The following is a 19731-nucleotide window of genomic DNA, read 5'->3' on the forward strand; positions in this document are numbered from 1 at the left end:
ATTCCATTATTAAAAAGCTATAAAGCGCGTCGTTCCCTCTGCACCTGGACGATGATCTCATCAAGTGATTGGCTTAGCACAAGAACGTCCAAATGCTGAAGGCTTTCATTCAATAGAGCCGCTTCGATCATTTTCTTGCGCAACTGCTCCATCTGTGTGAGTAATTGCTTGTCCATATCCATAGTCCACTCCATCTTTCTTTGATCATGGACATTATACGACGAATCGCAAAAAAAACACTGTCAGATTGAGTCGACGAAATTGTTACAATTGTGTTACAAAAAACATTACATGACAGCAATTAACGCGTTAACCAGACCCAAAAATTGGGACTTGACCCGTTCTGTTGTTTCCATAACTTCCGCATGCGACAAGGGTTGATCCAAAATACCTGCTGCCATATTGCTAATGCAGGATATTCCGACGACTTCGATTCCCGAATGACGCGCAGCAATAACTTCCGCAACAGTCGACATTCCGACAGCATCGGCGCCAAGAACTCTCAGCATTCTTATTTCAGCCGGCGTTTCATACGTAGGACCAAGCAAACCGGCATATACGCCTTCACGAAGCGTGAAGCCCTGGGCAGCTGCAATTCCGCGGGCTTCGGCTCTCAAGCGCTTGCTGTACGCTTCCGACATATCCGGGAATCGAACGCCTAGCTCGTTGTCATTGGGTCCGATGAGCGGGTTTTTGCCTGTGAAGTTAATGTGATCCGAGATAAGCATTAAGTTGCCCGCTTCATAGTCCGTATTTACTCCACCGGCAGCATTCGTCACCAGCAGAGATTTCACCCCGAGCGCCTTCATCACACGCACCGGAAATGCGGTAAGCTCCGGACCGTAGCCTTCGTACATGTGGAATCGTCCGCGCATTAGAATGACGGATCTGCCGGAAAGCGTTCCAATTAACAGCTCCCCCGCATGGCCTTCAACCGTTGAGATCGGAAAGTGCGGAATGTCATGGTACTGAATCGTTACGGCATTTTCCAAATGGTCGCCGAGAACGCCTAGGCCCGAACCCATGATAAGCCCGATTTCCGGACGCTGCTCTGTTTTCCCCTGAATATAGGCAGCTGCTTCTTTAATATGCGCGGCTGCAAGCCCTGCTGCAGTAATCGTTGTCATCTTTTTTCCTCCCAAATTGACGAATACCCGTCTTTATTACCCTATTTATCAAAACGCAAATCATTTATTCGCTTTCCAGCAAGGAAAGGAAGCTCGTGCCATTAGGCGGTGCTTGAACATTGAAATTAGCCGCTATCGTGGCGCCCAGATCCGAGAAGGTTGAGCGTACGGGCAGCTCGCCTGGTTTTTGAAAAGCTGGGCTGTACAATAGAATCGGCACATACTCACGCGTATGGTCGGTACCTGGGTGGGTAGGGTCATTGCCGTGGTCGGCTGTTATGATCAGCAGATCCCGCTCTCCCAGCTGTGCTGTCAGTTCGGGCACCGCCTTATCGAATTCCTCCAACGCTCCTGCATACCCGCCTGGATCGCGGCGATGTCCATAAAGCGAATCGAAATCGACGAGATTGGTGAACAGCAAGCCTTTGAACGGCTGTTTTAGCTGGTCAATCGTCTTTGCTATCCCATCGGCATTGCTTTTGGTAGGGGTAGAGGAGGTAATCCCTTCGCCATCAAAAATATCGTTGATTTTGCCAATGGCTATAGCGTCATACCCCGCATTTTTCAATGCGTCCAGTACGGTTGGCTGAGGAGGCTTAACCGCGTAATCATGGCGGTTCGGCGTACGTTTGAATGACCCAGGCTCGCCGATATAAGGCCTTGCGATTACGCGACCGACCGTAAAGCGGGCATCCATGGTTAGCTCTCTGGCGATCTCGCATGCGCGATAAAGCTCATCTAGCGGAATAATCTCTTCATGCGCGGCAATCTGAAAAACACTATCCGCTGACGTATACACGATCCATGCTCCTGTTTCCATTTGCTCAGCGCCAAGCTCGTCCAATATGTCCGTTCCGCTGGCAGGCTTGTTGCCGATTACCTTCCTGCCTGTCCTTTCCTCGAACGGTCCGAGCAATTCAGGAGGGAAACCTTCAGGGAACGTTTGAAAAGGCACGGTCATTTCCAGTCCCATAAGCTCCCAATGACCCGTCATCGTATCCTTGCCTACCGAAACCTCCGCCATTTTGCCAAAATACGCCGCAGCGGCGTCGCCTCCCGGTTTCCAGTCGTGAATGGGTGCGATCCGGTCTAGCCCCCATTCCCTGAGATGAGGCAGCTTTAGGGCTGGAACCGACTCTGCAATATGGCCGAGCGTATGCGAGCCGACATCTCCGAAATCTGCTGCATCCGGCAACTCGCCAATCCCTACGCTATCCAATACAATTACGGCTATACGATCAAATTTCATATGTATGGCATCCTCCTCTATGTTGATTCATGAAGCAGCGTTCGATTATGCACGGGGATGAGACTGGTTATACGTATCCTTTATTCGCTGCTTGGAAGCTTGCGTATACTTGAGCGTCGTCGAGATGTCGGCGTGGCCGAGCAGCTCCTGAACTGCCCGAACGTCTGCCCCGTTGTCCAGCAAATGTGCCGCGACAGAGTGCCTCAGCGTATGCGGAGTAATGTCCTGCGCAATGCCCGCTTCCTTGGCGTGCTTCTTTATCGTCTTCCAAAATCCTTGTCTTGTCAATCGCGTGCCTAAATGGTTTAGGAACAAAGCGGATTCTGATTCCCGTTCCGTCGCGAGCTCTTCCCTGCCCTGTTCAAGGTAAGCAGATATGGCTTCGCCGGCTAATCGCCCGAAAGGAACAATACGCTCCTTATGCCCCGTTCCCATGCATTGAATATAAGCCAGCTGTAAATTGACATGCTCCACATTAAGAGCTACCAGCTCGGAAACTCGGATCCCCGTTGCATAAATAAGCTCAAGCATCGCCTTATCTCTCTTGCCTGCGGCGCTTTCGCTATTCGGCGTTTCAAGCAGCGTACTCGTCAAATCAACGCTCAAAATGATTGGCGTCTTCTTTTCCTGCTTAGGAGACTCTAAATAAATGGAAGGATTATTCACAATAAGGCTTTGCGTTGCCAAAAAATGAAAAAAGGCACGCACCGACACGATATGTCTCGACAGCGTAGCGGCTTTTCTTCCTTGTTCCTTCAGATGGAGCATATACCTTGAAATATGATGCCGCTGCACTTCAGAAATTTCGACTAGACTATTTTCAAGCATAAAGTAAATGAATTGATTCAAATCGCGCTCGTAAGAAGACAGCGTATTGTCGGACAATCTCCGCTCCGAACGCAGATAGTGAATATATCGATTTAAATGATCTTTCATCGGACTTCCTTTCGCATCGGACACTTGGCATAGCATGCTTTTCTACAAAAACATTCAACATTCGACTCTATTAATCCTGCTTGAAAGGATAATCTAATCTTTGCAGCCAGCGTACTGCGTCATTCCCCGTACCAATAAAACCAGCGCAGCCGGTCAGCCGCAGCCTTGCTGTCAGGCGAATCGGGATCGGTTACAAAAACCTTTAATGCCGCTCCTTTTGGTTCCCGATAAGGATGGACGGGAGATATGGCGTCTGCAAGCCAGCGGTAACCTCCGGTTACGATTAAAAACAGCAGCGTAAATATGACAATAAAAAAGACGCGGCTCGTCCAATTGCGAATCGAAAAGACCATGCAAACCAGCCTCCTTTATATACCGATACGTTTGCTCGTCCGTATCACCATATGAGGAAGCTGGCCCGAATATGCCATTAATCGCTCAAACGCTCGTATGGAACGCTGTCCATCCATTTCTCAAGCGGTACGTAAGGTAAATTTGCCGCAATTGCAACAGGCTCATACGTCACGTTTCCTGCATGCGTATTTACTCCTTTTTGCAAAGGAATGCTATGGCGTACAGCCTCCATCCCTTTGTTCGCCAACTCCAGCGCATACGTAATCGTCACATTGGTTAGCGCGAACGTAGAGGTGCGGGGTACTGCGCCAGGAATATTGGCAACGGCGTAATGCACAACGCCATGCTTCACATAAATCGGGTCCTTATGGGTTGTCGGTCGGTCAACCGTTGCAATGGAGCCACCCTGATCCACAGCCACGTCAACAATGACAGCCCCTTTTTTCATCCCCTGCACCATTTGCTCCGTGACAAGATGCGGAGCACGCGCACCTGGAATAAGAACCGCGCCAATCAGAAGATCCGCTTTAGCCACAGCTTCAGCGATGTGGTATGGATCAGACATCACGGTACGCACACGGCCTCCAAAGATATCATCCAAATAACGCATGCGATCGGCGCTTCGCTCCAATATGACAACGTGCGCGCCCATGCCAAGCGCAATTTTCGCCGCATTCGTTCCGACGATGCCGCCGCCTATAATAACGACCTCCGCTGGAGGCACGCCTGGCACACCTCCCAATAACACGCCTCTTCCGCCGTTAAACGCTTCAAGAAACTGAGCGCCGACCTGTACCGACATTCTTCCTGCAACCTCGCTCATCGGCGTTAAGAGCGGCAGGCTGCCGTTTCCTAGCTGGATCGTCTCGTAAGCGATGCCTGTAACTCCTTTTTCGACAAGTGCTTTGGTCAACTCAGGCGCTGCCGCTAAATGCAAATAAGTAAACAGCAGCAGCCCTTCACGAAAATATACAAACTCCTCGGCAAGCGGCTCCTTGACCTTCATGACCATTGCTGCACGCGACCATACCTCAGCAGCGGTTTGGACTATTTCGGCTCCCTCGCGCAAATAATCGGTGTCCTCGAATCCGCTCCCGCTTCCCGCGCCTGTCTCGATGATCACTTTATGACCCGCCGATGCAAGCACCGTCACACCTGCCGGAGTCAGAGCAACACGGTACTCACTTTGCTTGATTTCCTTCGGTACGCCTACTATCATCCTATTTTCCTCCTTTTGCTATCGAGCATCAAGCCGAAAAAACATTGCTTTCTATGTTGTATGAGAGATCGCGTGCGAATGATCGTCCATTTCGAGAAAGAGCTCGTTCCAATCTTTACAGAACTCTTCGTGTCGCTTCTATGTTTTGTTTTATTTCAAAAAATATGTGTTCGAATGACAAGTACCCATACGGATAGTCCTTTCCTTCCATAAACTAGAAAAATGCGAATGCTCACATGAGGAGGGTTAGGTCCTTTGTCCAGAATAAAAAGCCTATTTAAAAGCTGCTCACCATGCAATGCCTCAAAGGATTCCTTCCGCAAATTAATCACGCTTCGATCAGCGAAGTCCTATAGACGCTGCCTGAAGCATCTCAAAGAAATCGGCATCGATCCATTCAAAACCGTTCCTCATAGCCGAATTATCGGCTGCCACTTCCGAAAGGACGCATCTGTCCAAGCATTAACCAGAAACCCTTTGATTGCGTTGGTCGAAAAAGATATGAAAATCCGGGCACATGGCGTACCCGAGCAGAAAGCAAGCGCCCGGTTTTCCTCGATCCCTCTCCTTACGCCAGCCACCTCGCCAGCTCTCGTTGAGTGGAATATACGCCGGATCCAAGCTCCTCAAGCATGGGAGACGACGCGCGGAAAATCAATAAAAGTAGCCGTACTCGACACGGGTATTGCCAATCATCCGGATTTGAAGGTTGCAGGCGGCGTGAACACGATTAATGGAGGCTCGTATGCGGATGACAACGGCCATGGCACGCATGTTGCAGGAATCGTCGCTGCCGTCAGTAAAGGCGGTAAGGTGATCGGCACGGCGCCTGAAGTGAATTTGTATGCGGTCAAAGCATTAAATAAAGACGGAGAAGGCTTTGTATCCGATATCATTGAGGGGATCTATTGGTGTATCGATAACAAAATGGATGTTATCAATATGAGTTTCGGCGTCTTGGGATCGGACAGCAGCGCTACTCTGCATACAGCCATTAAAAAAGCGGCGAAGCGTGGTATTGTAGTTGTGGCATCGGCAGGCAACAGCGGTAAGTCATCGGGCAAAATCGACGAGCCTGCTTCTTTCTCCGAGACCATTGCAGTCGCCGCTTCGACCAAAGGCAACAAGATCGCCGCCTTCAGTAGCAGAGGCACCGGAATCGGAATAACCGCCCCTGGCGACAATATTTTATCCACTTGGATAGATGGTTCGTATAAGAAGCTTTCCGGCACAAGCATGGCCTCTCCGCATGTTGCTGGCGGAGCTGCGCTGCTTCTAGCCGGAAAACCGGGAGTGACTCCGTCATTGGTGAAGAAAAAGCTTAAAAACCGCGCAGCAAGGCTGAACGGATTCAGCACGAGAGCACAAGGCTCCGGATTGCTGCAGCTTGAAAGGATCTTTGAGGCGAAATAAATGCCAAAACGGCTTTGCCGTCCAGTTATGCTGGGCAGCCAAGCCGTTTACGTTTGTTTTTCATTTGGGTTTGTTGCATTATCGTTTTTCTCTTTGCACCGACGGCATACGCCTTGAAAATCCAACCTATGGTCGATAACAAAAAATCCGTATTCCAGCTCAAGCCGTTCTTCGAGAGGCAAAAGCCAATCTTCCTTAATCTCATCCATTGATCCACATTGCACGCATATAAGGTGATGGTGATGATGCTTGTTGCTGTCCGTACGCAAATCGTAACGCGCTACTCCATCGCCGAAATTCAACTTTTCGACAACATGCATTTCGCTAAGTAATTCCAAGGTCCGATAAACCGTTGCAAGCCCAATTTCTGGTGCTTTGTCCTTTACTAGCATAAATACATCTTCAGCGCTCAGATGGTCATCCTCGTTCTCTAGCAATACTCGTACCGTTGCTTCCCGCTGCGGGGTTAACTTGTAGCCCTGCGACTGCAACTGTTGTTTAATCTTATCAATCCGGGCTTCCATGATTTCCCCCCTACCACATGACTGCGCCTATTTCAGGAAACGTTACCTCTCATTATAGGTGCTAGCACGCAATAAAGTCAAACATTTTGGTGTCAGATTGTGGCGTTATCGGGCGAGAGAAGCGGGGAAACCCAGCTGATTAATGCAGGTGAAACATATGCCTCGAATAGGGCTGCCCCCGCAAACAGAAACAGCATAAGCACAGCCGTAGACGTAAAAGCAGCCAACTGAGGCGCTAGTTCTCCTTTTTGGCCAAGCAATCTATTTTTAATGACGTACAAAGAGAATGATAGAGCGGCCGCACTTGTGATGACCATCGCCGGAACGGCAATAACATTTTGAGGAGCGATCGATACAAGTGAAAACAATACGCCTTTCCATGCATATTGGTTAATTAGCGTTCCGACTGAAAACCCGACCAATGCGCCTTTCAGAAAATTAAGCGCTAGCACACCAGGTATGCCTACGACCGTAATGCCTAGGAGCCACAATAAAAGCAGCCATTTGCCGTGGAAAAAAAATCGTTCCCAGAATGAATCGGTAGCACCCGCGCTGATTCCGCCGTTCATCAGCTTTACGTATTGATTGACGTCCTGAGCAAGATCCTGCTGCTGCTCAAGGGTCAAAGCATTGACCATCAGCGCGCCAAAAATAACGCCAACGACAAACAAAACAGAGACGAATACATACAATGAAAGTTGATTTTTGATTATGGTCACCAATCCCTTCACGATTGCAGCCCTGCCTTTATGGAAGGAACATTTTCATTACAAGCTAGCAGCATTCATCAACTAAAAATGAAAAAATGAGTAGAAATTCAAGGGGTTGTCTTATTAATGTAGTGTATGAAGCGTAATAGCGAGGTATGACGGGTATATAGATAGAAAAGAGGGTCGGCTACAGCCGACCCGTCAGTATGTACAGCTTCCAAGCATAAACGGCTAATATGGTTTTGGCATCGCTAATCCGACCTTCATGAATATAAGCTTCCGCTTGCTCAATAGTGATTGCCTCAACTCTGAGATCCTCGTCATCGTCTGGGTTTTGCACGCCTAGCTCTACCTTGTCTGTGAAATAAATATATAGCTTCTCATCGGCAAAGCCTGGCGAAGTATAAAATGCGCTTAAAAGTTTAAGATCGTCGGAACGGTATCCGGTCTCTTCTTCAAGCTCCCGGGCTGCTGCAGTTAATGGATCTTCTCCTGGATCCAGCTTGCCTGCCGGTATTTCAATCTGAAACTTCTCAAGCGGTTTCCGGAACTGTTCAACGACTAAGAGCTTTCCATCCAGCAAAGCCATTACAGCTGCGGCTCCCGGATGCTTAACGATTTCTCTGGTCGCTGTCCTGCCGTCAGCCAGCGTGACTGTATCTACCTGCAGCGTTATCATTTTCCCTTCAAAGATAGGTTCCGTACGAATCGTTTCCTCACGCCATAGCATTGCCGGTTGTTGCTCTTCCAATTGAAATCTCTCCCTTAATAGTGTTTGTTGACTGCGCATAACTTGTCCTGCCGCTGCATAACTATCATTATATCAAAACGACAGGGGCGAATATCATGAAACAATATATTGCGTTGAATCATTTACGTTTAGTGGGTAAAGGTTGGGAAATAAGACATCAACTGCGCAAGCTTTCAGCATCCGCATTATCCCGTACGCCTATGTCTGAATATACAGGCGTAATTAGCGTACGGCGTGCTCCCCTGGAGAAAACAAACTAATCAAAGCCGCTCATAGGCAGACAAAAACCCTCCATCCGCACGGTTCAGCGTAGACTGAGCTAGCAGGATTGAAGGGCTTTCTGTCATGTTGGCCAGCAGAATGCCGATAGGCAAAGTCTCCGCATTCACAAGATTGGGCTGCAGCGCTTATCCTGCTTCGGCAGCTTGTTTTATGATTTCAACGACAAGCTCAGTCGTTTTCATCAGATCCTCAACCTTGATTTGCTCCTTGGTCGTGTGTATATGCTCATAACCAACAGCCAAATTGACCGTCGGGATACCTAAGCCGTTAAATATATTCGCGTCGCTGCCCCCGCCAGAGTGGAATGTGCGCGGCGTACGGCCAATTGCAACGATCGCTTTTTTGGCGAGCTGCACGACGGGATCCTCATCATCGTATTGATAAGCCGGATATATGATTTCACTCTCCAGCTCTCCCCGTGCTCCGAACTCTACCGCCGCGCTCTCTACTGCTTTGCGCATGGCTTCAATCTGGTTATCCAATTTATGTTGAACGATGCTTCTTGCTTCGGCATCCAGCTTCACATAATCGCAAACGATATTGGTTGCGCCTCCGCCCTCGAAACGGCCTATGTTGGCTGTTGTTTCGTTGTCGATACGGCCAAGCGGCATTCTTGCGATCGCTTTTGCCGCAACCTGTATTGCGCTGATTCCGTCCTCCGGATTCACGCCAGCGTGTGCCGAGCGTCCATACATTTTAATCGTTACTTTCGCTTGCGTTGGCGCGCCTACCGCAATATCTCCAATCGCACCGTTGGAATCCAGCGCGTATCCGAATTTCGCCTCAAGCTTCGATGCATCGAGTGAACGCGCGCCCAAAAGACCGGATTCCTCTCCAACCGTAATGACAAACTGGATTCTGCCATGCGGCAGCGACTGTTCCTGAACGACGCGAACCGCTTCGAATATCGCCGCGATGCCTGCTTTGTCATCCGCGCCTAGAATCGTCGTGCCGTCGCTCCGTATGTAGCCATCTTCATCTAGCTGAGGTTTAATGCCAACACCCGGCGTAACGGTATCCATATGGCATGTGAAAAAGATGGTCGGTGCAGCAGCGGCAATTCCTTCCGCTTCCCAGATCACGAACATGTTGCCAGCACCATGACCGGTTTTTGCTGCCGCGTCATCCTCGCTGACCTGCAAGCCGAGCGCTTCAAACTTTTGTTTGAGCACGCGGCTTATTTCCTGCTCATGTTTAGTCTCGCTGTCGACTTGCACTAACTCCATAAATTCTTTCACTAAACGATCTTTTGCGATCATTAACGTTTCCTCCGTTCATTAGTTTCGTATACAATAGAGAATATGACAAGCTTGCACAAACCATTGAAACAATGAATAAGAAAGGGGTTTTCACATGCGCAGACAACGTTTGATTCGAATCGTTGCCATTTTAGTCGTAACCGCACTTCTTTTATCCACATTGGTGGCCGGCCTTGGCTCGCTATTCCTCTATTAAGCTTAAATCGTATTTGAACTCTTTGGCGAAATGAGGGAGCAGTTGCATGGCCGCTTCCTCGACCGTCAGCTCTAAGCCCGTCAAATCATTGAATGAGGTCACGCCGAATTGCTGAATGCCGCATGGAACGATACCGCTGAAGCCTTCCTCGGCAATTCCGGATTTAATGTTCAGCGCAAAGCCATGGCTCGTGACAAAACCCCGCCGATTCCGAGCCTTGTTGAATTTCACGCCGATTGCCGCGATTTTCGAATGCCCGACCCATACTCCTGTATATTCCGGTTTTCTTCCCGCTTCTATACCATACTCGCTTAGCCAATTAATAATGACCTGCTCCAAGCTCCGCAGATATCCATGTAGATTCAGACCCTCAGCATCCAAATACAATAAGGGGTAACCTACAATTTGCCCAGGACCATGATAGGTTATGTCGCCGCCGCGGTCGATCTGAAACAGCGTAATCCCTCGTTCCGCCAGCTGGTCCTCGTCAAGGAGCAAATGCTCCGGATGTTTGTCTGAGCCCATCGTATACGTTGGCGGATGCTGAAGAAGGAGCAGCGACTCCTCGCGCTCCCCCTGATCGATTTGCTTCACGTATGCTTTCTGCAGCTCCCACGCCTGCGCGTAATCGAGCATGCCGATATAGTGGGCGTCCAGCCGTCTCAAGCTTATTGCGTTATCCGCTTCAGCCATCATGGTGATCCCCTTTTCTAATACAATTTGCTTTCTAGATTGAAGCTCTCCAAGTTGTCCTTCACGCGCTGTAGGAAGCGTCCGCAAATGACGCCATCAAGTATGCGGTGATCCAAAGATAAACAAAGATTAGCCATTGAGCGTACCGCGATCATATCATTGATGACGACAGGACGCTTTACGATGGATTCGAACGTTAGAATGGCAGCCTGCGGATAATTGATGATCGGATAAGACAATATCGAACCGAATGAGCCCGTATTGTTAACCGTAAACGTACCGCCCTGCATGTCAGACAACGTCAGCTTGCCTTCTCTGGTCTTGCGAGCCAACTCTTCTATTTCTTTGGCCAATCCCGCAACGTTTTTATGATCGGCATTTTTGATGACCGGCGTTAGAACGGAATCCTCCGTACCGACGGCAAGCGCGATGTTTATATCGCGTTTCACGATAATTTTATCGACTGCCCACATCGAGTTCATGATCGGAACATCTTTAATGGCATTCACTACAGCTTTTAATAGGAATGCCAAATATGTGAGATTGATGCCTTCACGTTTCATGAAGTCATCCTTCAGCTTGTTTCGAAGCAATACAAGGTTGGTAACGTCAACCTCAATCATCGTCCACGCATGCGGAATTTCGCTTACGCTTTGCCGCATATTCCGTGCAATCGTATTTCTAATCGGCGTAACGTCGATGAAATTGTCTCCGCGGCCCGCATTGGATGAGCCCTCGACTTCGATTTTCGGAAACTTCGGCGTCTCTGTCAAATGGAGACCCGAGGATCGCACTTGCGCAGCAGCGTCAACGGTATGAGGGGCAGATGCCACTGCAGAGCCATTGGCTGACTGATTCGGCTTGCCCGCGCCGGAAGCTACGTATGCCAGTACGTCCTTCCGAGTAATACGACCGCCAAGACCCGTACCTTGTATGTCAGCCAAACGGATGGCATGCTCAGCAGCAAGCTGCTGCACGGCTGGCGAGAACCGATTGCGCATAGGCGCGTCTTCCGATTCGATCGCAGGAGGCTCAATAGCCGAAGCGCGCTCCGCAGGCGCTGAATGTCCTCCCGGCGCTGCTTGCGCGGCAACATCCGCCGTTCCTTCCGTTTCAATGATACAGATGGGCGTTCCGACCGGAACGGTCTCGCCTTTTCCAACCAAAATTTGAACAAGCTTCCCGGCTACGGTAGATGGCAATTCCGCATTTACTTTGTCCGTTATGATCTCACAGACAGGCTCATATACATCGACCCAATCCCCTGGCTGCTTCAGCCATTTGTCAATTGTAGCCGAAACGAGCGATTCCGCTAACTGCGGCACGACGATTTCCGTCATAGTTTTCATCCTTCACATCTCCCTACTGGCCCAAGCGTCAACAGCTTCCGCCGTCCTTCGGCGGCGCAGCATACGTTTCGCGGTGACAATCAAGCGCTGTATCCAAACAGCATATTTATCTTCTCTATTAATAAAGAGCTAGCTGCCGCATTGCTTCTTTGACCTTTTCTTTGTTAAGCAGAAAAAACTTCTCGCCCGGAGGATTAATGGGCATTGCCGGGACGTCCGGTCCGCAGAGCCGCATAATTGGTGCATCCAGCTCATAAAGCAGCTCCTCCGCAATGATGGCGGACACCTCGGCGCCGACTCCGCCCGTTTTGTTATCCTCATGGATAATGAGCACCTTGCCCGTTTTGCGAACCGCTTCTAGAATGCCTTCTTTGTCCAGCGGCTGCAGCGTCCGCAGATCAAGAATGTGAGCACTTATGCCTTCGCCTGCAAGCTCTGCCGCTGCCTGCTCTACGAAATGAAGAGGCATGCTGTAGCTAATAACAGTAATGTCTTCGCCTTCGCGCAGTACGTTCGCTTTCCCGATTGGGACGATATAATCCTCATCCGGAACCTCGCCCAAAATCAGCTTATAGCATTTTTTATTCTCAAAGAAAAGAACCGGATCCGGATCGCGAACGGCAGCCTTCAGCAAGCCCTTTGCATCGTAAGCACGGTAAGGAGCGACGATCTTCAGGCCCGGCGTTCCGATAAATACCGATTCCGGGCATTGCGAATGGTACAAGCCGCCAAAGATGCCGCCGCCGATCGGTGCGCGGATAACGATCGGACAGGTCCAGTCATTATTGGAACGATACCTAATTTTCGCCGCTTCGCTAATAATTTGGTTCGTTGCCGGGAACATGAAATCCGAATACTGCATCTCGGCTATCGGCTTCATTCCGTACATCGCAGCACCAATGGCAACTCCAGCAATCGCCGACTCGGCTAGCGGCGTATCCATTACGCGCTGCTCGCCGAATTGCTCCTGCAGCCCCTTTGTCGTCGTAAACACGCCGCCTTTAAGGCCAACATCCTCGCCGAGCACGAACACGTCCTCGTCTCGCTCCATCTCTTCTTTCATCGCTTGGCGAATCGCATCAATATATTCGATAACCGGCATTATGAATGGCCTCCTTGCTCAGCATCGCCTGCAAATACATGCAGCAATGTAGATTCCGGCGTAGGGAACGGCGCTTTGTCGCCGTATTCCGTTGCCTCGTCAAGCAGCTTACGAATTTTAGCCAGAAGCTCCGCTTCCAGCTCTTCATTCCAAATGCCGCAATCAATCAAATATTGCTTATATTTAGGTATGCCGTCTTTCTCGCGATGCAGATCAACCTCTTCTTTGGATCGGTAAGCCAGATCGTTATCGGAAGTGGAATGCGGCGAAATTCGGTACATCATAGCCTCGATCAGCGTAGGGCCATCACCTGCAATGGCTCTTTCACGCGCTTCTTTTACGACGCGGAATACTTCAAGCGCGTCATTCCCATCCACTTGGAAGCCAGGGAAGCCATAGCCAATCGCCCGATCAGCGACTTTTCCGGCCAATTGCTTATGTAGCGGCACCGAAATGGCATATTGGTTATTCTCGCACATGAGAATGACCGGCAGCTTGTGCACGCCAGCAAAGTTGCACCCTTCATGGAAATCGCCTTGATTGCTGGAACCTTCCCCGAACGTGACGAACGTGACGAGCTCTTTCTTTTTCATCTTGGCAGCCATTGCTATGCCTACTGCATGGGGGACCTGCGTCGTAACTGGACTTGAGCCCGTTACAATACGCAGCTTCTTGGAGCCGAAGTGGCCTGGCATTTGGCGTCCGCCGCTATTGGGATCCTCTGCTTTCGCAAATACCGATAACAGCAAATCACGCAGCGTCATGCCGACAGACAGCACAAAGCCATAATCACGGTAGTAGGGCAAATAATAATCATTTTCCCGGTCAAGCGCGAAGGCAGCGGCAACCTGTGCCACCTCTTGGCCAACGCCCGAAACGTGAAAGTTAATTTTACCGGCGCGCTGCAGCAGCAGCATGCGCTCATCAAACTTGCGAGCGGTCACCATTGTAGCGTACATATCAATTGCTTGCTCATCGCTAAGCCCTAATTCCGAATGACGAACATTTTGCCCAGTAGAAGCAGATTGGGTCACAAGGTGTTCCTCCTTTTTTTAGTACGATTATAACCTGGTACTAAGACTAGATCATATATATTATAACTCCAATTGATTCAAAAAGAAAACCACCATGATTAGAACGAAATCGCATTGCCGTCTACGGCAAGCATCGCCTCTCCAAGTGCCTCTGAAAGCGTAGGATGCGGATGGATCATTTGACCGACTTCCCATGGCGTAGCATTAAGGACGCTGGCGAGAGCAGCCTCGGAAATAAGATCCGTCGCGTGAGCGCCAATCATATGGACACCGACGATGTCGTTTGTTTTCCGATCGGCAATGACTTTGACGAAACCATCCTTTTCGCCAAGAACGAGTGCTTTGCCAATCGCCTGGAACGGAATTTTACCGGTTATAATATCATGGCCCTTTGATCGTGCGCCGTCCTCGGTTAAACCATACGACGCGATCTCGGGACGAGAATAGATGCATCTTGGAATAAGATGGGCTTCCAATGCTGTAGGCTTCTCCCCGTTTATATGCTCAGCGGCAAGCAGACCCTCGTGAGCCGCTGCATGCGCAAGCTGAACACCGCCGATCACATCGCCAATCGCATAAATATGCGGCTCGCTCGTCTGTCCGAAGCCATTCACTTCAATAACACCGTTGACCGTACGAATATCCGTATTTTCAAGCCCGATGCCTTCGACGTTCGCTTGACGGCCAATAGAGACGAGAAGTTTCTCTGCTGTCAGTACGACATCGCCATCCGGCGTTGCGGCTACTATGGACACTTCGCCGTTTTCCCCTTTATATTGATCCGTTTGAAGCTGAACGCCCGTTAAGATTCGAATGCCTCGTTTGGCAAACAATTTTGTCAGCTCGGCTGACACCTCTGTATCCTCGCCCGGCAGCAAGCGCGAACCCGCCTCTACCAACGTCACCTGTACGCCGAAATCCTGAAGCATGGATGCCCATTCAACGCCGATCACGCCACCGCCAACGATGATTATGGAGCTTGGAAGCTTGTCCATGACAAGCGCTTCATCACTGCTCATAATATATTCGCCATCTGGCTCCAAGCCAGGCAATATACGCGGACGGGATCCGGTAGCGATAATCAGATTCGTGGAAACAACCGACTCCATTTCGCCATCAGGCAGCTCAACGGCCAGCGATCCGCTCCGCGGTGAGAAGATCGAAGGGCCAATGACCCTCCCTTTGCCTTGTATGATTTGTATCCCGTTTTTTTTCATTAAGCTTTGCAAACCGCGGAATAATTGGTCAACGGTTTGCGTCTTGCGAGTCTGCACCTTATCGAACGCTAAAGATACGGCTCCTTCGGCTACGTCTATTCCATATGTACTGGCATCTAGCAAGGTTGAATATACCTCTGCGCTTCTCAGCAACGATTTACTGGGTATGCAGCCTTTATGCAAACAGGTTCCACCAAGCTTGTCCATTTCAATTATTGCTACCGACTTGCCTAATTGCGCAGCCCGTATCGCTGCCGTATATCCACCAGGTCCGCCTCCGAGCACAGCCACGTCTACCTGAATAGCCATCTAATCAATCCCTCCATCATTGCGTACCAACTCAGCGGGTAGTGCTTATGCATTGCGGCACACCCCTTCGCATTGTAACATGTCATTCTTCCCTATTGTACCTGTTTTTGCCGCCAGAGGCATCGTTGGTTTACGAAATAGACACACTGCGCTTAAAAAGGTATGATAATGCTAACTGTATATTTTGACCGATAAGGAGAAACTCTATTTATGAAATTAATAACGGCCCGTTTTATTGCCATCCTCATGTTAGTTATTCCTGGATTGCTTGCTTGCTTCGGATTTTTAAAAATGAAAGATTCATTGTTCCTTTACTTCTCTGAATTTGGAGACTCAACCATTACGCCTGATTTCGAGTGGCTGAAATTTTTGCTAGGCTTCGTTATGTTTGCTGCCGGTGCAGGCTTTATTGCTGGCTGGACTTTTTTCCGTGACCGCAAGCGCAATTACGTTGCACCCCGCTTCAAGCAAAAACGCCCGCGCCCGCCAAAACCGCAAAACTAACTTAACCACAACTCCTATTGCGTTTCTCAACCGCCAAATCGGGCTCTCGCAGCTTCTGATTCGGCGGTTTTTTATTGGTATAGCGTCATCTAGCTTCTATTCCACGTAATCAAGCATCTGCATGTACGCTTTGGGCACCATATAGGAAGCGGCGAGCTCCGTCTTATCAGACATCAGAAACATCCTGACGAGCGAGCTGCTCGTTTGCATGTAATGCGTATAGGGAGATAAATAAATCGTATCAGCCATCGTCGTATTTCGAATATATTGTTCCAGCTGAAGCTCGTATTCCAAATCCGTCGCATTGCGAATGCCCCTGATGACAACATGAATGTCATGCTTGTTAATATAGTCTGCTACAATTCCCTCAAAAGGAATGATTTTGAGCTTCGCATCTTGGGGTATGGAAAGTGAAACGAGCTCCGTTCGCTGATCAATCGTAAAATGATGCTTCTTGGAGCGGTTGTTCGCTACAATAACATGAACCTCGCTAAACAAATGAAAAGCCCGTTCGATTACAGAAACATGTCCTAACGTAATCGGATCGAAGCTCCCTGCATACACAGCCCTCATAGGTTCGCCTCCATTCTTATCCTTAACATTGCGATGATGATCTTCGAATAAAATTACAATTCTAATCATTTCTTTTTATGATAGCCAAATACAAGTGCTTTAAGCTTAGTCTATCTTAAGAAGAAGAGGTGCACATATGAAAATCGTGTTCGACGTTACCGTAGACGGGAAAGTAAAAGAAACCATCCAGCCTCAAACGCAGCGCTTGAAAGAAATTCATAGTTTTATCAAAGCAGAATCAAACGGATTAATCAAGAAATATGGAAGCAATGTCTACATTAACCGAAGAGTCGTTTACAATTGAGGCATCTCGCGAGAGCCTTTTTTTGTTTGCGGATTGTTACGTTTTTTTGTCTTCGGCAATAGAAAAAACCGAGACAATGGCTGCCTCGGTCGTGATCGTTCATATTGCATTCGTAAGCTTCGTTTCAAGAAACCCCTAACAAAAGCCTCCTCTTACGCTCAGCTAACCTTATGCTCAATCCGCAGCTTATCCGCTACCATCGCAATGAATTCTGAATTCGTTGGCTTCGACTTGCTAATATTAATCGTGTAACCAAACAGGTGGCTGATGCTGTCAATGTTGCCGCGCGTCCAAGCAACTTCGATTGCGTGGCGAATGGCGCGCTCTACGCGGGATGGCGTTGTTTTGAATTTCTCGGCAATGGCGGGATACAGCGTTTTCGTAATCGCCCCCAGAATTTCAATGTTGTTGTACACCATCGTAATCGCTTCGCGCAAATATTGATAGCCTTTAATGTGAGCAGGAACTCCGATTTCATGAATAATGCTTGTTATGTTCGCATCCAGGTTTTTACCCTTCGCAATTGGAACGACATTGGATTTCAACGAGGATGAGCTTGTCGTAAAGCTTCCCGTTGAGGAATAGGTAGGGTTACCGACAAGCTGGCGAATCCGGTTCGCCAAGATATCCATATCGAACGGTTTTAGAATATAATAAGAAGCACCTAACTGTACCGCTTTTTGCGTAATATTTTCTTGGCCGAAAGCCGTCAGCATGATGATTTTTGGCATCGGGGATAGATTAATTTCTTTCAAGCGCTCAAGCACGCCCAGTCCGTCTAAATGAGGCATAATAATATCAAGGATAAGGACATCAGGAATCTTTCTTGTTTCCTCCAAATGTCTTAGAACCTCTTCTCCATTGTACGCGACTCCGCTTACACTCATATCACTTTGTTCTGATATGTATTCCGATAACAGGTTAGTAAATTCCCGATTGTCATCTGCCAATAATACTTCGATCTTATGCAAGTTGTGGTCCTCCTCTAAATGATATTGATGATTACGCTCACTAGTTGTCTGCTTAAAGTTTTCGACATGTGAAGTTGAATTCCTTCTGTCGAAAATTATTTTTCTTTATTTTTTTACGTCAATTCGATATAATAAAAAATTTATTACATGTACCGATACCTTTCGTTATCGTTCGACAAAATTCATTGCTCTTTTCTAATACTGCGCGTTTTTTAGTTATGCTCCATAAAAAAGAAAAACGTCTGATTTAGCTGCAGGTGAGCTAAAGCAAACGTTTTTCACAGAGCAATTTTCAAGCCGCGTTGGCAATATGACCATTTGCTGATTTAAGCAGTACGCCAGCATCCTGAAGCATCCATTCAATAAAACAGCCATAGCCGGATGAGGGATCATTCACGAACACATGTGTTACCGCACCCACAAGCTTGCCGTCCTGAATGATTGGACTTCCGGACATTCCTTGAACGATGCCTCCTGTTTTGCTTAGCAAACGTTTATCCGTAATTTTTATGACCATCCCTTTTGTAGCCGGGCCAGATTGCTTCGATACATGCGCGATCTCAATATCGAAACGTTCAACCTTCTGTCCATTCACAACAGTCAAAATTTGTGCCGGCCCTTCCTTCACATCTTCGGCAAAAGCAACAGGAATAGATTTCTCGCTATAGCTATGCGTAGGAACCTCATTCATTTTGCCAAATATTCCGAAAGGCGTATTGCGCTCAACATTGCCCAATATTTTGCTTTCTTTTACGAAATGCGCTCTTTTTTCTCCCGGCTCGCCATTTTGGCTTTTGTTAATAGACGTAACGCTGGACTGTAAAATCTGACCTTCCCCTACATCTATAGGAGTTTGCGTGTCCATATCGGTAATCACATGTCCAAGAGCACCGTATACACCTTGGTCTGGCGCATAAAAAGTTAACGTACCGACTCCCGCCGCGGAATCACGGATGTAAAGACCAAGACGCCAAGCTTTATCCTCCGCATCAAATACAGGGCTTAACAACGTGTGATTGATTTGTCCGTCACGCTTGAAGGTTACTTCCAGCGGTTTCTTTTCGTTGCCTGCTCTTTCGCTTAAAACCGCGACACGCTGTACCTGATTGATATTGGCGCCATTAATCTTAACAATTAAATCACCTAGTCTTAGTCCAGCTGCTTCTCCAGGCGATTGCTTCAAGCCGTCTGCCCCAGCAACCTGATGATGACCCACAACCAGAATGCCCGATGACTTTACTTTAACGCCAATGGTCTGGCCACCTGGTATTACTCTTAAATCAGGCACCACGTTAACTTTTACTGTCTTGAATGGAATTTTACCAAATAATTTCACTTTCATTTTGGTTTGACCGCTTTGACTCGATTGAAGGGACAGTGGTTCGTTCAAATTTACGGATAAAGAATGACTGGTGGATCCGTTAATCTGAAGCATCTGTGGGTCGACCGTTACTTCTGCATGAACGGGCACTCCGTACTGTAATCGTTTCAGTTGCCCGGAGAATAAACGAAGTTCATTCGGGATAGCGGCAAAATGTTGAAACGGAGTGGAGCTTCCGATCACGCAAATGAAGAAAACGAGAACTAGGCCAAACCATCGCTTCCTTTGATTGGAGTTCAATGATTTCACGCTCCCTGTAATTCCATCGCATGAC

Annotated in this window: 23 protein-coding genes; 5 read left to right on the forward strand and 18 right to left on the reverse strand. The window is 48.5% G+C overall.

What is annotated here, in order from left to right:
• Positions 1-17: 17 nt before the first annotated feature.
• The 6 genes from AC0YN3_RS17635 to ald form a co-directional block, all read right to left on the reverse strand.
• The gene (locus AC0YN3_RS17635) at positions 18-176 is read right to left on the reverse strand and encodes an aspartyl-phosphate phosphatase Spo0E family protein (RefSeq protein WP_183567912.1); all 159 of its coding nucleotides are present in this window, start codon (positions 174-176) and stop codon (positions 18-20) included.
• A 111-nt stretch (positions 177-287) separates the two neighbouring features.
• A complete protein-coding gene (locus tag AC0YN3_RS17640) occupies positions 288-1127 on the reverse strand; it encodes a purine-nucleoside phosphorylase (protein ID WP_475776292.1) in 840 nt (279 codons plus the stop codon).
• A 64-nt stretch (positions 1128-1191) separates the two neighbouring features.
• Positions 1192-2376 carry a phosphopentomutase gene (gene deoB / locus AC0YN3_RS17645; RefSeq protein ID WP_475776293.1) on the reverse strand — a complete coding sequence of 395 codons (1185 nt, stop codon included), beginning with the start codon at positions 2374-2376 and terminating at the stop codon, positions 1192-1194.
• 45 nt (positions 2377-2421) lie between these two features.
• Positions 2422-3312, reverse strand: a complete 891-nt coding sequence (gene xerD / locus AC0YN3_RS17650) for a site-specific tyrosine recombinase XerD (protein ID WP_475776294.1) — start codon at positions 3310-3312, stop codon at positions 2422-2424.
• Positions 3313-3431: 119 nt separating this feature from the next.
• Positions 3432-3665, reverse strand: a complete 234-nt coding sequence (locus AC0YN3_RS17655; protein ID WP_475776295.1) for a YqzK family protein — start codon at positions 3663-3665, stop codon at positions 3432-3434.
• A 77-nt stretch (positions 3666-3742) separates the two neighbouring features.
• Entirely contained in the window at positions 3743-4885 is a 1143-nt protein-coding gene (ald, locus tag AC0YN3_RS17660) for an alanine dehydrogenase (RefSeq protein WP_475776296.1), read from the reverse strand.
• A gap of 255 nt (positions 4886-5140) precedes the next feature.
• On the opposite strand from ald, the gene AC0YN3_RS17665 reads away from it, so the two are divergent.
• Positions 5141-6298, forward strand: coding sequence for a S8 family peptidase (locus AC0YN3_RS17665; protein ID WP_475776297.1), 1158 nt, complete (start codon positions 5141-5143; stop codon positions 6296-6298).
• Between the two features lie 47 nt (positions 6299-6345).
• Here the strand turns inward: AC0YN3_RS17665 and fur are convergent, their stop codons facing one another.
• From fur to AC0YN3_RS17680, 3 genes are all read right to left on the reverse strand, one after another.
• Positions 6346-6822: a ferric iron uptake transcriptional regulator gene (gene fur, locus AC0YN3_RS17670; protein WP_441942130.1), complete on the reverse strand. Its 477-nt coding sequence runs from the start codon at positions 6820-6822 to the stop codon at positions 6346-6348.
• Positions 6823-6914: 92 nt separating this feature from the next.
• Positions 6915-7556: a stage II sporulation protein M gene (gene spoIIM / locus AC0YN3_RS17675; RefSeq protein ID WP_475776534.1), complete on the reverse strand. Its 642-nt coding sequence runs from the start codon at positions 7554-7556 to the stop codon at positions 6915-6917.
• A gap of 163 nt (positions 7557-7719) precedes the next feature.
• Positions 7720-8262 carry an NUDIX hydrolase gene (locus AC0YN3_RS17680; protein WP_475776535.1) on the reverse strand — a complete coding sequence of 181 codons (543 nt, stop codon included), beginning with the start codon at positions 8260-8262 and terminating at the stop codon, positions 7720-7722.
• 116 nt (positions 8263-8378) lie between these two features.
• On the opposite strand from AC0YN3_RS17680, the gene mciZ reads away from it, so the two are divergent.
• A complete protein-coding gene (gene mciZ, locus AC0YN3_RS17685) occupies positions 8379-8543 on the forward strand; it encodes a Z-ring formation inhibitor MciZ (RefSeq protein ID WP_475776298.1) in 165 nt (54 codons plus the stop codon).
• A gap of 147 nt (positions 8544-8690) precedes the next feature.
• Here mciZ and AC0YN3_RS17690 read toward each other — a convergent pair whose 3' ends face one another.
• Positions 8691-9824 (reverse strand): M20/M25/M40 family metallo-hydrolase, encoded by a 1134-nt coding sequence (locus AC0YN3_RS17690; protein WP_475776299.1) that lies wholly within the window; start codon positions 9822-9824, stop codon positions 8691-8693.
• Positions 9825-9918: 94 nt separating this feature from the next.
• On the opposite strand from AC0YN3_RS17690, the gene prli42 reads away from it, so the two are divergent.
• Positions 9919-10020, forward strand: coding sequence for a stressosome-associated protein Prli42 (gene prli42 / locus AC0YN3_RS17695; RefSeq protein ID WP_475776300.1), 102 nt, complete (start codon positions 9919-9921; stop codon positions 10018-10020).
• Here the strand turns inward: prli42 and lipB are convergent.
• The 5 genes from lipB to lpdA form a co-directional block, all read right to left on the reverse strand.
• A complete protein-coding gene (gene lipB / locus AC0YN3_RS17700; RefSeq protein WP_475776301.1) occupies positions 10006-10716 on the reverse strand; it encodes a lipoyl(octanoyl) transferase LipB in 711 nt (236 codons plus the stop codon). The genes prli42 and lipB overlap by 15 nt on opposite strands.
• Before the next feature lie 14 nt (positions 10717-10730).
• Complete coding sequence (locus AC0YN3_RS17705) at positions 10731-12062, reverse strand: dihydrolipoamide acetyltransferase family protein (RefSeq protein WP_475776302.1); 1332 nt, start codon at positions 12060-12062, stop codon at positions 10731-10733.
• 118 nt (positions 12063-12180) lie between these two features.
• Entirely contained in the window at positions 12181-13164 is a 984-nt protein-coding gene (locus AC0YN3_RS17710; protein ID WP_183567946.1) for an alpha-ketoacid dehydrogenase subunit beta, read from the reverse strand.
• The gene (locus AC0YN3_RS17715; protein ID WP_475776303.1) at positions 13164-14198 is read right to left on the reverse strand and encodes a thiamine pyrophosphate-dependent dehydrogenase E1 component subunit alpha; all 1035 of its coding nucleotides are present in this window, start codon (positions 14196-14198) and stop codon (positions 13164-13166) included. Before AC0YN3_RS17715 ends, AC0YN3_RS17710 begins: the two co-directional genes overlap by 1 nt.
• Before the next feature lie 98 nt (positions 14199-14296).
• Positions 14297-15724 carry a dihydrolipoyl dehydrogenase gene (gene lpdA / locus AC0YN3_RS17720; RefSeq protein WP_475776304.1) on the reverse strand — a complete coding sequence of 476 codons (1428 nt, stop codon included), beginning with the start codon at positions 15722-15724 and terminating at the stop codon, positions 14297-14299.
• Between the two features lie 210 nt (positions 15725-15934).
• Between lpdA and AC0YN3_RS17725 the strand changes: the two genes are divergently transcribed.
• Positions 15935-16228: a DUF2627 domain-containing protein gene (locus AC0YN3_RS17725; protein WP_475776305.1), complete on the forward strand. Its 294-nt coding sequence runs from the start codon at positions 15935-15937 to the stop codon at positions 16226-16228.
• Positions 16229-16324: 96 nt separating this feature from the next.
• On the opposite strand, the gene coaD is transcribed toward AC0YN3_RS17725, so the two are convergent.
• Positions 16325-16801, reverse strand: coding sequence for a pantetheine-phosphate adenylyltransferase (gene coaD, locus AC0YN3_RS17730; RefSeq protein WP_475776306.1), 477 nt, complete (start codon positions 16799-16801; stop codon positions 16325-16327).
• Between the two features lie 136 nt (positions 16802-16937).
• On the opposite strand from coaD, the gene AC0YN3_RS17735 reads away from it, so the two are divergent.
• A complete protein-coding gene (locus tag AC0YN3_RS17735) occupies positions 16938-17105 on the forward strand; it encodes a mechanosensitive ion channel protein MscL (protein WP_183567958.1) in 168 nt (55 codons plus the stop codon).
• Positions 17106-17263: 158 nt separating this feature from the next.
• Here AC0YN3_RS17735 and spo0A read toward each other — a convergent pair whose 3' ends face one another.
• Both spo0A and spoIVB read right to left on the reverse strand, forming a co-directional pair.
• Positions 17264-18076 (reverse strand): sporulation transcription factor Spo0A, encoded by an 813-nt coding sequence (gene spo0A / locus AC0YN3_RS17740; protein ID WP_183568032.1) that lies wholly within the window; start codon positions 18074-18076, stop codon positions 17264-17266.
• A gap of 292 nt (positions 18077-18368) precedes the next feature.
• Positions 18369-19697, reverse strand: coding sequence for a SpoIVB peptidase (spoIVB, locus tag AC0YN3_RS17745; RefSeq protein WP_475776307.1), 1329 nt, complete (start codon positions 19695-19697; stop codon positions 18369-18371).
• Positions 19698-19731 lie beyond the last annotated feature (34 nt).

The organism is Paenibacillus sp. J22R232 (assembly GCF_056269165.1).

Excerpts from the sequence above, each read along its gene's own strand:
- lpdA (WP_475776304.1), bottom strand. The coding sequence starts at position 15,724 with ATGGCTATTCAGGTAGACGTGGCTGTGCTCGGAGGCGGACCTGGTGGA.
- AC0YN3_RS17680 (WP_475776535.1), bottom strand. The coding sequence starts at position 8,262 with ATGCTATGGCGTGAGGAAACGATTCGTACGGAACCTATCTTTGAAGGG.
- coaD (WP_475776306.1), bottom strand. The coding sequence starts at position 16,801 with ATGAGGGCTGTGTATGCAGGGAGCTTCGATCCGATTACGTTAGGACAT.
- AC0YN3_RS17705 (WP_475776302.1), bottom strand. The coding sequence starts at position 12,062 with ATGAAAACTATGACGGAAATCGTCGTGCCGCAGTTAGCGGAATCGCTC.
- AC0YN3_RS17725 (WP_475776305.1), top strand. The coding sequence starts at position 15,935 with ATGAAATTAATAACGGCCCGTTTTATTGCCATCCTCATGTTAGTTATT.
- AC0YN3_RS17635 (WP_183567912.1), bottom strand. The coding sequence starts at position 176 with ATGGACAAGCAATTACTCACACAGATGGAGCAGTTGCGCAAGAAAATG.
- prli42 (WP_475776300.1), top strand. The coding sequence starts at position 9,919 with ATGCGCAGACAACGTTTGATTCGAATCGTTGCCATTTTAGTCGTAACC.
- AC0YN3_RS17690 (WP_475776299.1), bottom strand. The coding sequence starts at position 9,824 with ATGATCGCAAAAGATCGTTTAGTGAAAGAATTTATGGAGTTAGTGCAA.
- ald (WP_475776296.1), bottom strand. The coding sequence starts at position 4,885 with ATGATAGTAGGCGTACCGAAGGAAATCAAGCAAAGTGAGTACCGTGTT.
- fur (WP_441942130.1), bottom strand. The coding sequence starts at position 6,822 with ATGGAAGCCCGGATTGATAAGATTAAACAACAGTTGCAGTCGCAGGGC.
- mciZ (WP_475776298.1), top strand. The coding sequence starts at position 8,379 with ATGAAACAATATATTGCGTTGAATCATTTACGTTTAGTGGGTAAAGGT.
- xerD (WP_475776294.1), bottom strand. The coding sequence starts at position 3,312 with ATGAAAGATCATTTAAATCGATATATTCACTATCTGCGTTCGGAGCGG.
- AC0YN3_RS17735 (WP_183567958.1), top strand. The coding sequence starts at position 16,938 with ATGAAAATCGTGTTCGACGTTACCGTAGACGGGAAAGTAAAAGAAACC.
- AC0YN3_RS17640 (WP_475776292.1), bottom strand. The coding sequence starts at position 1,127 with ATGACAACGATTACTGCAGCAGGGCTTGCAGCCGCGCATATTAAAGAA.
- lipB (WP_475776301.1), bottom strand. The coding sequence starts at position 10,716 with ATGATGGCTGAAGCGGATAACGCAATAAGCTTGAGACGGCTGGACGCC.
- AC0YN3_RS17655 (WP_475776295.1), bottom strand. The coding sequence starts at position 3,665 with ATGGTCTTTTCGATTCGCAATTGGACGAGCCGCGTCTTTTTTATTGTC.
- AC0YN3_RS17710 (WP_183567946.1), bottom strand. The coding sequence starts at position 13,164 with ATGCCGGTTATCGAATATATTGATGCGATTCGCCAAGCGATGAAAGAA.
- deoB (WP_475776293.1), bottom strand. The coding sequence starts at position 2,376 with ATGAAATTTGATCGTATAGCCGTAATTGTATTGGATAGCGTAGGGATT.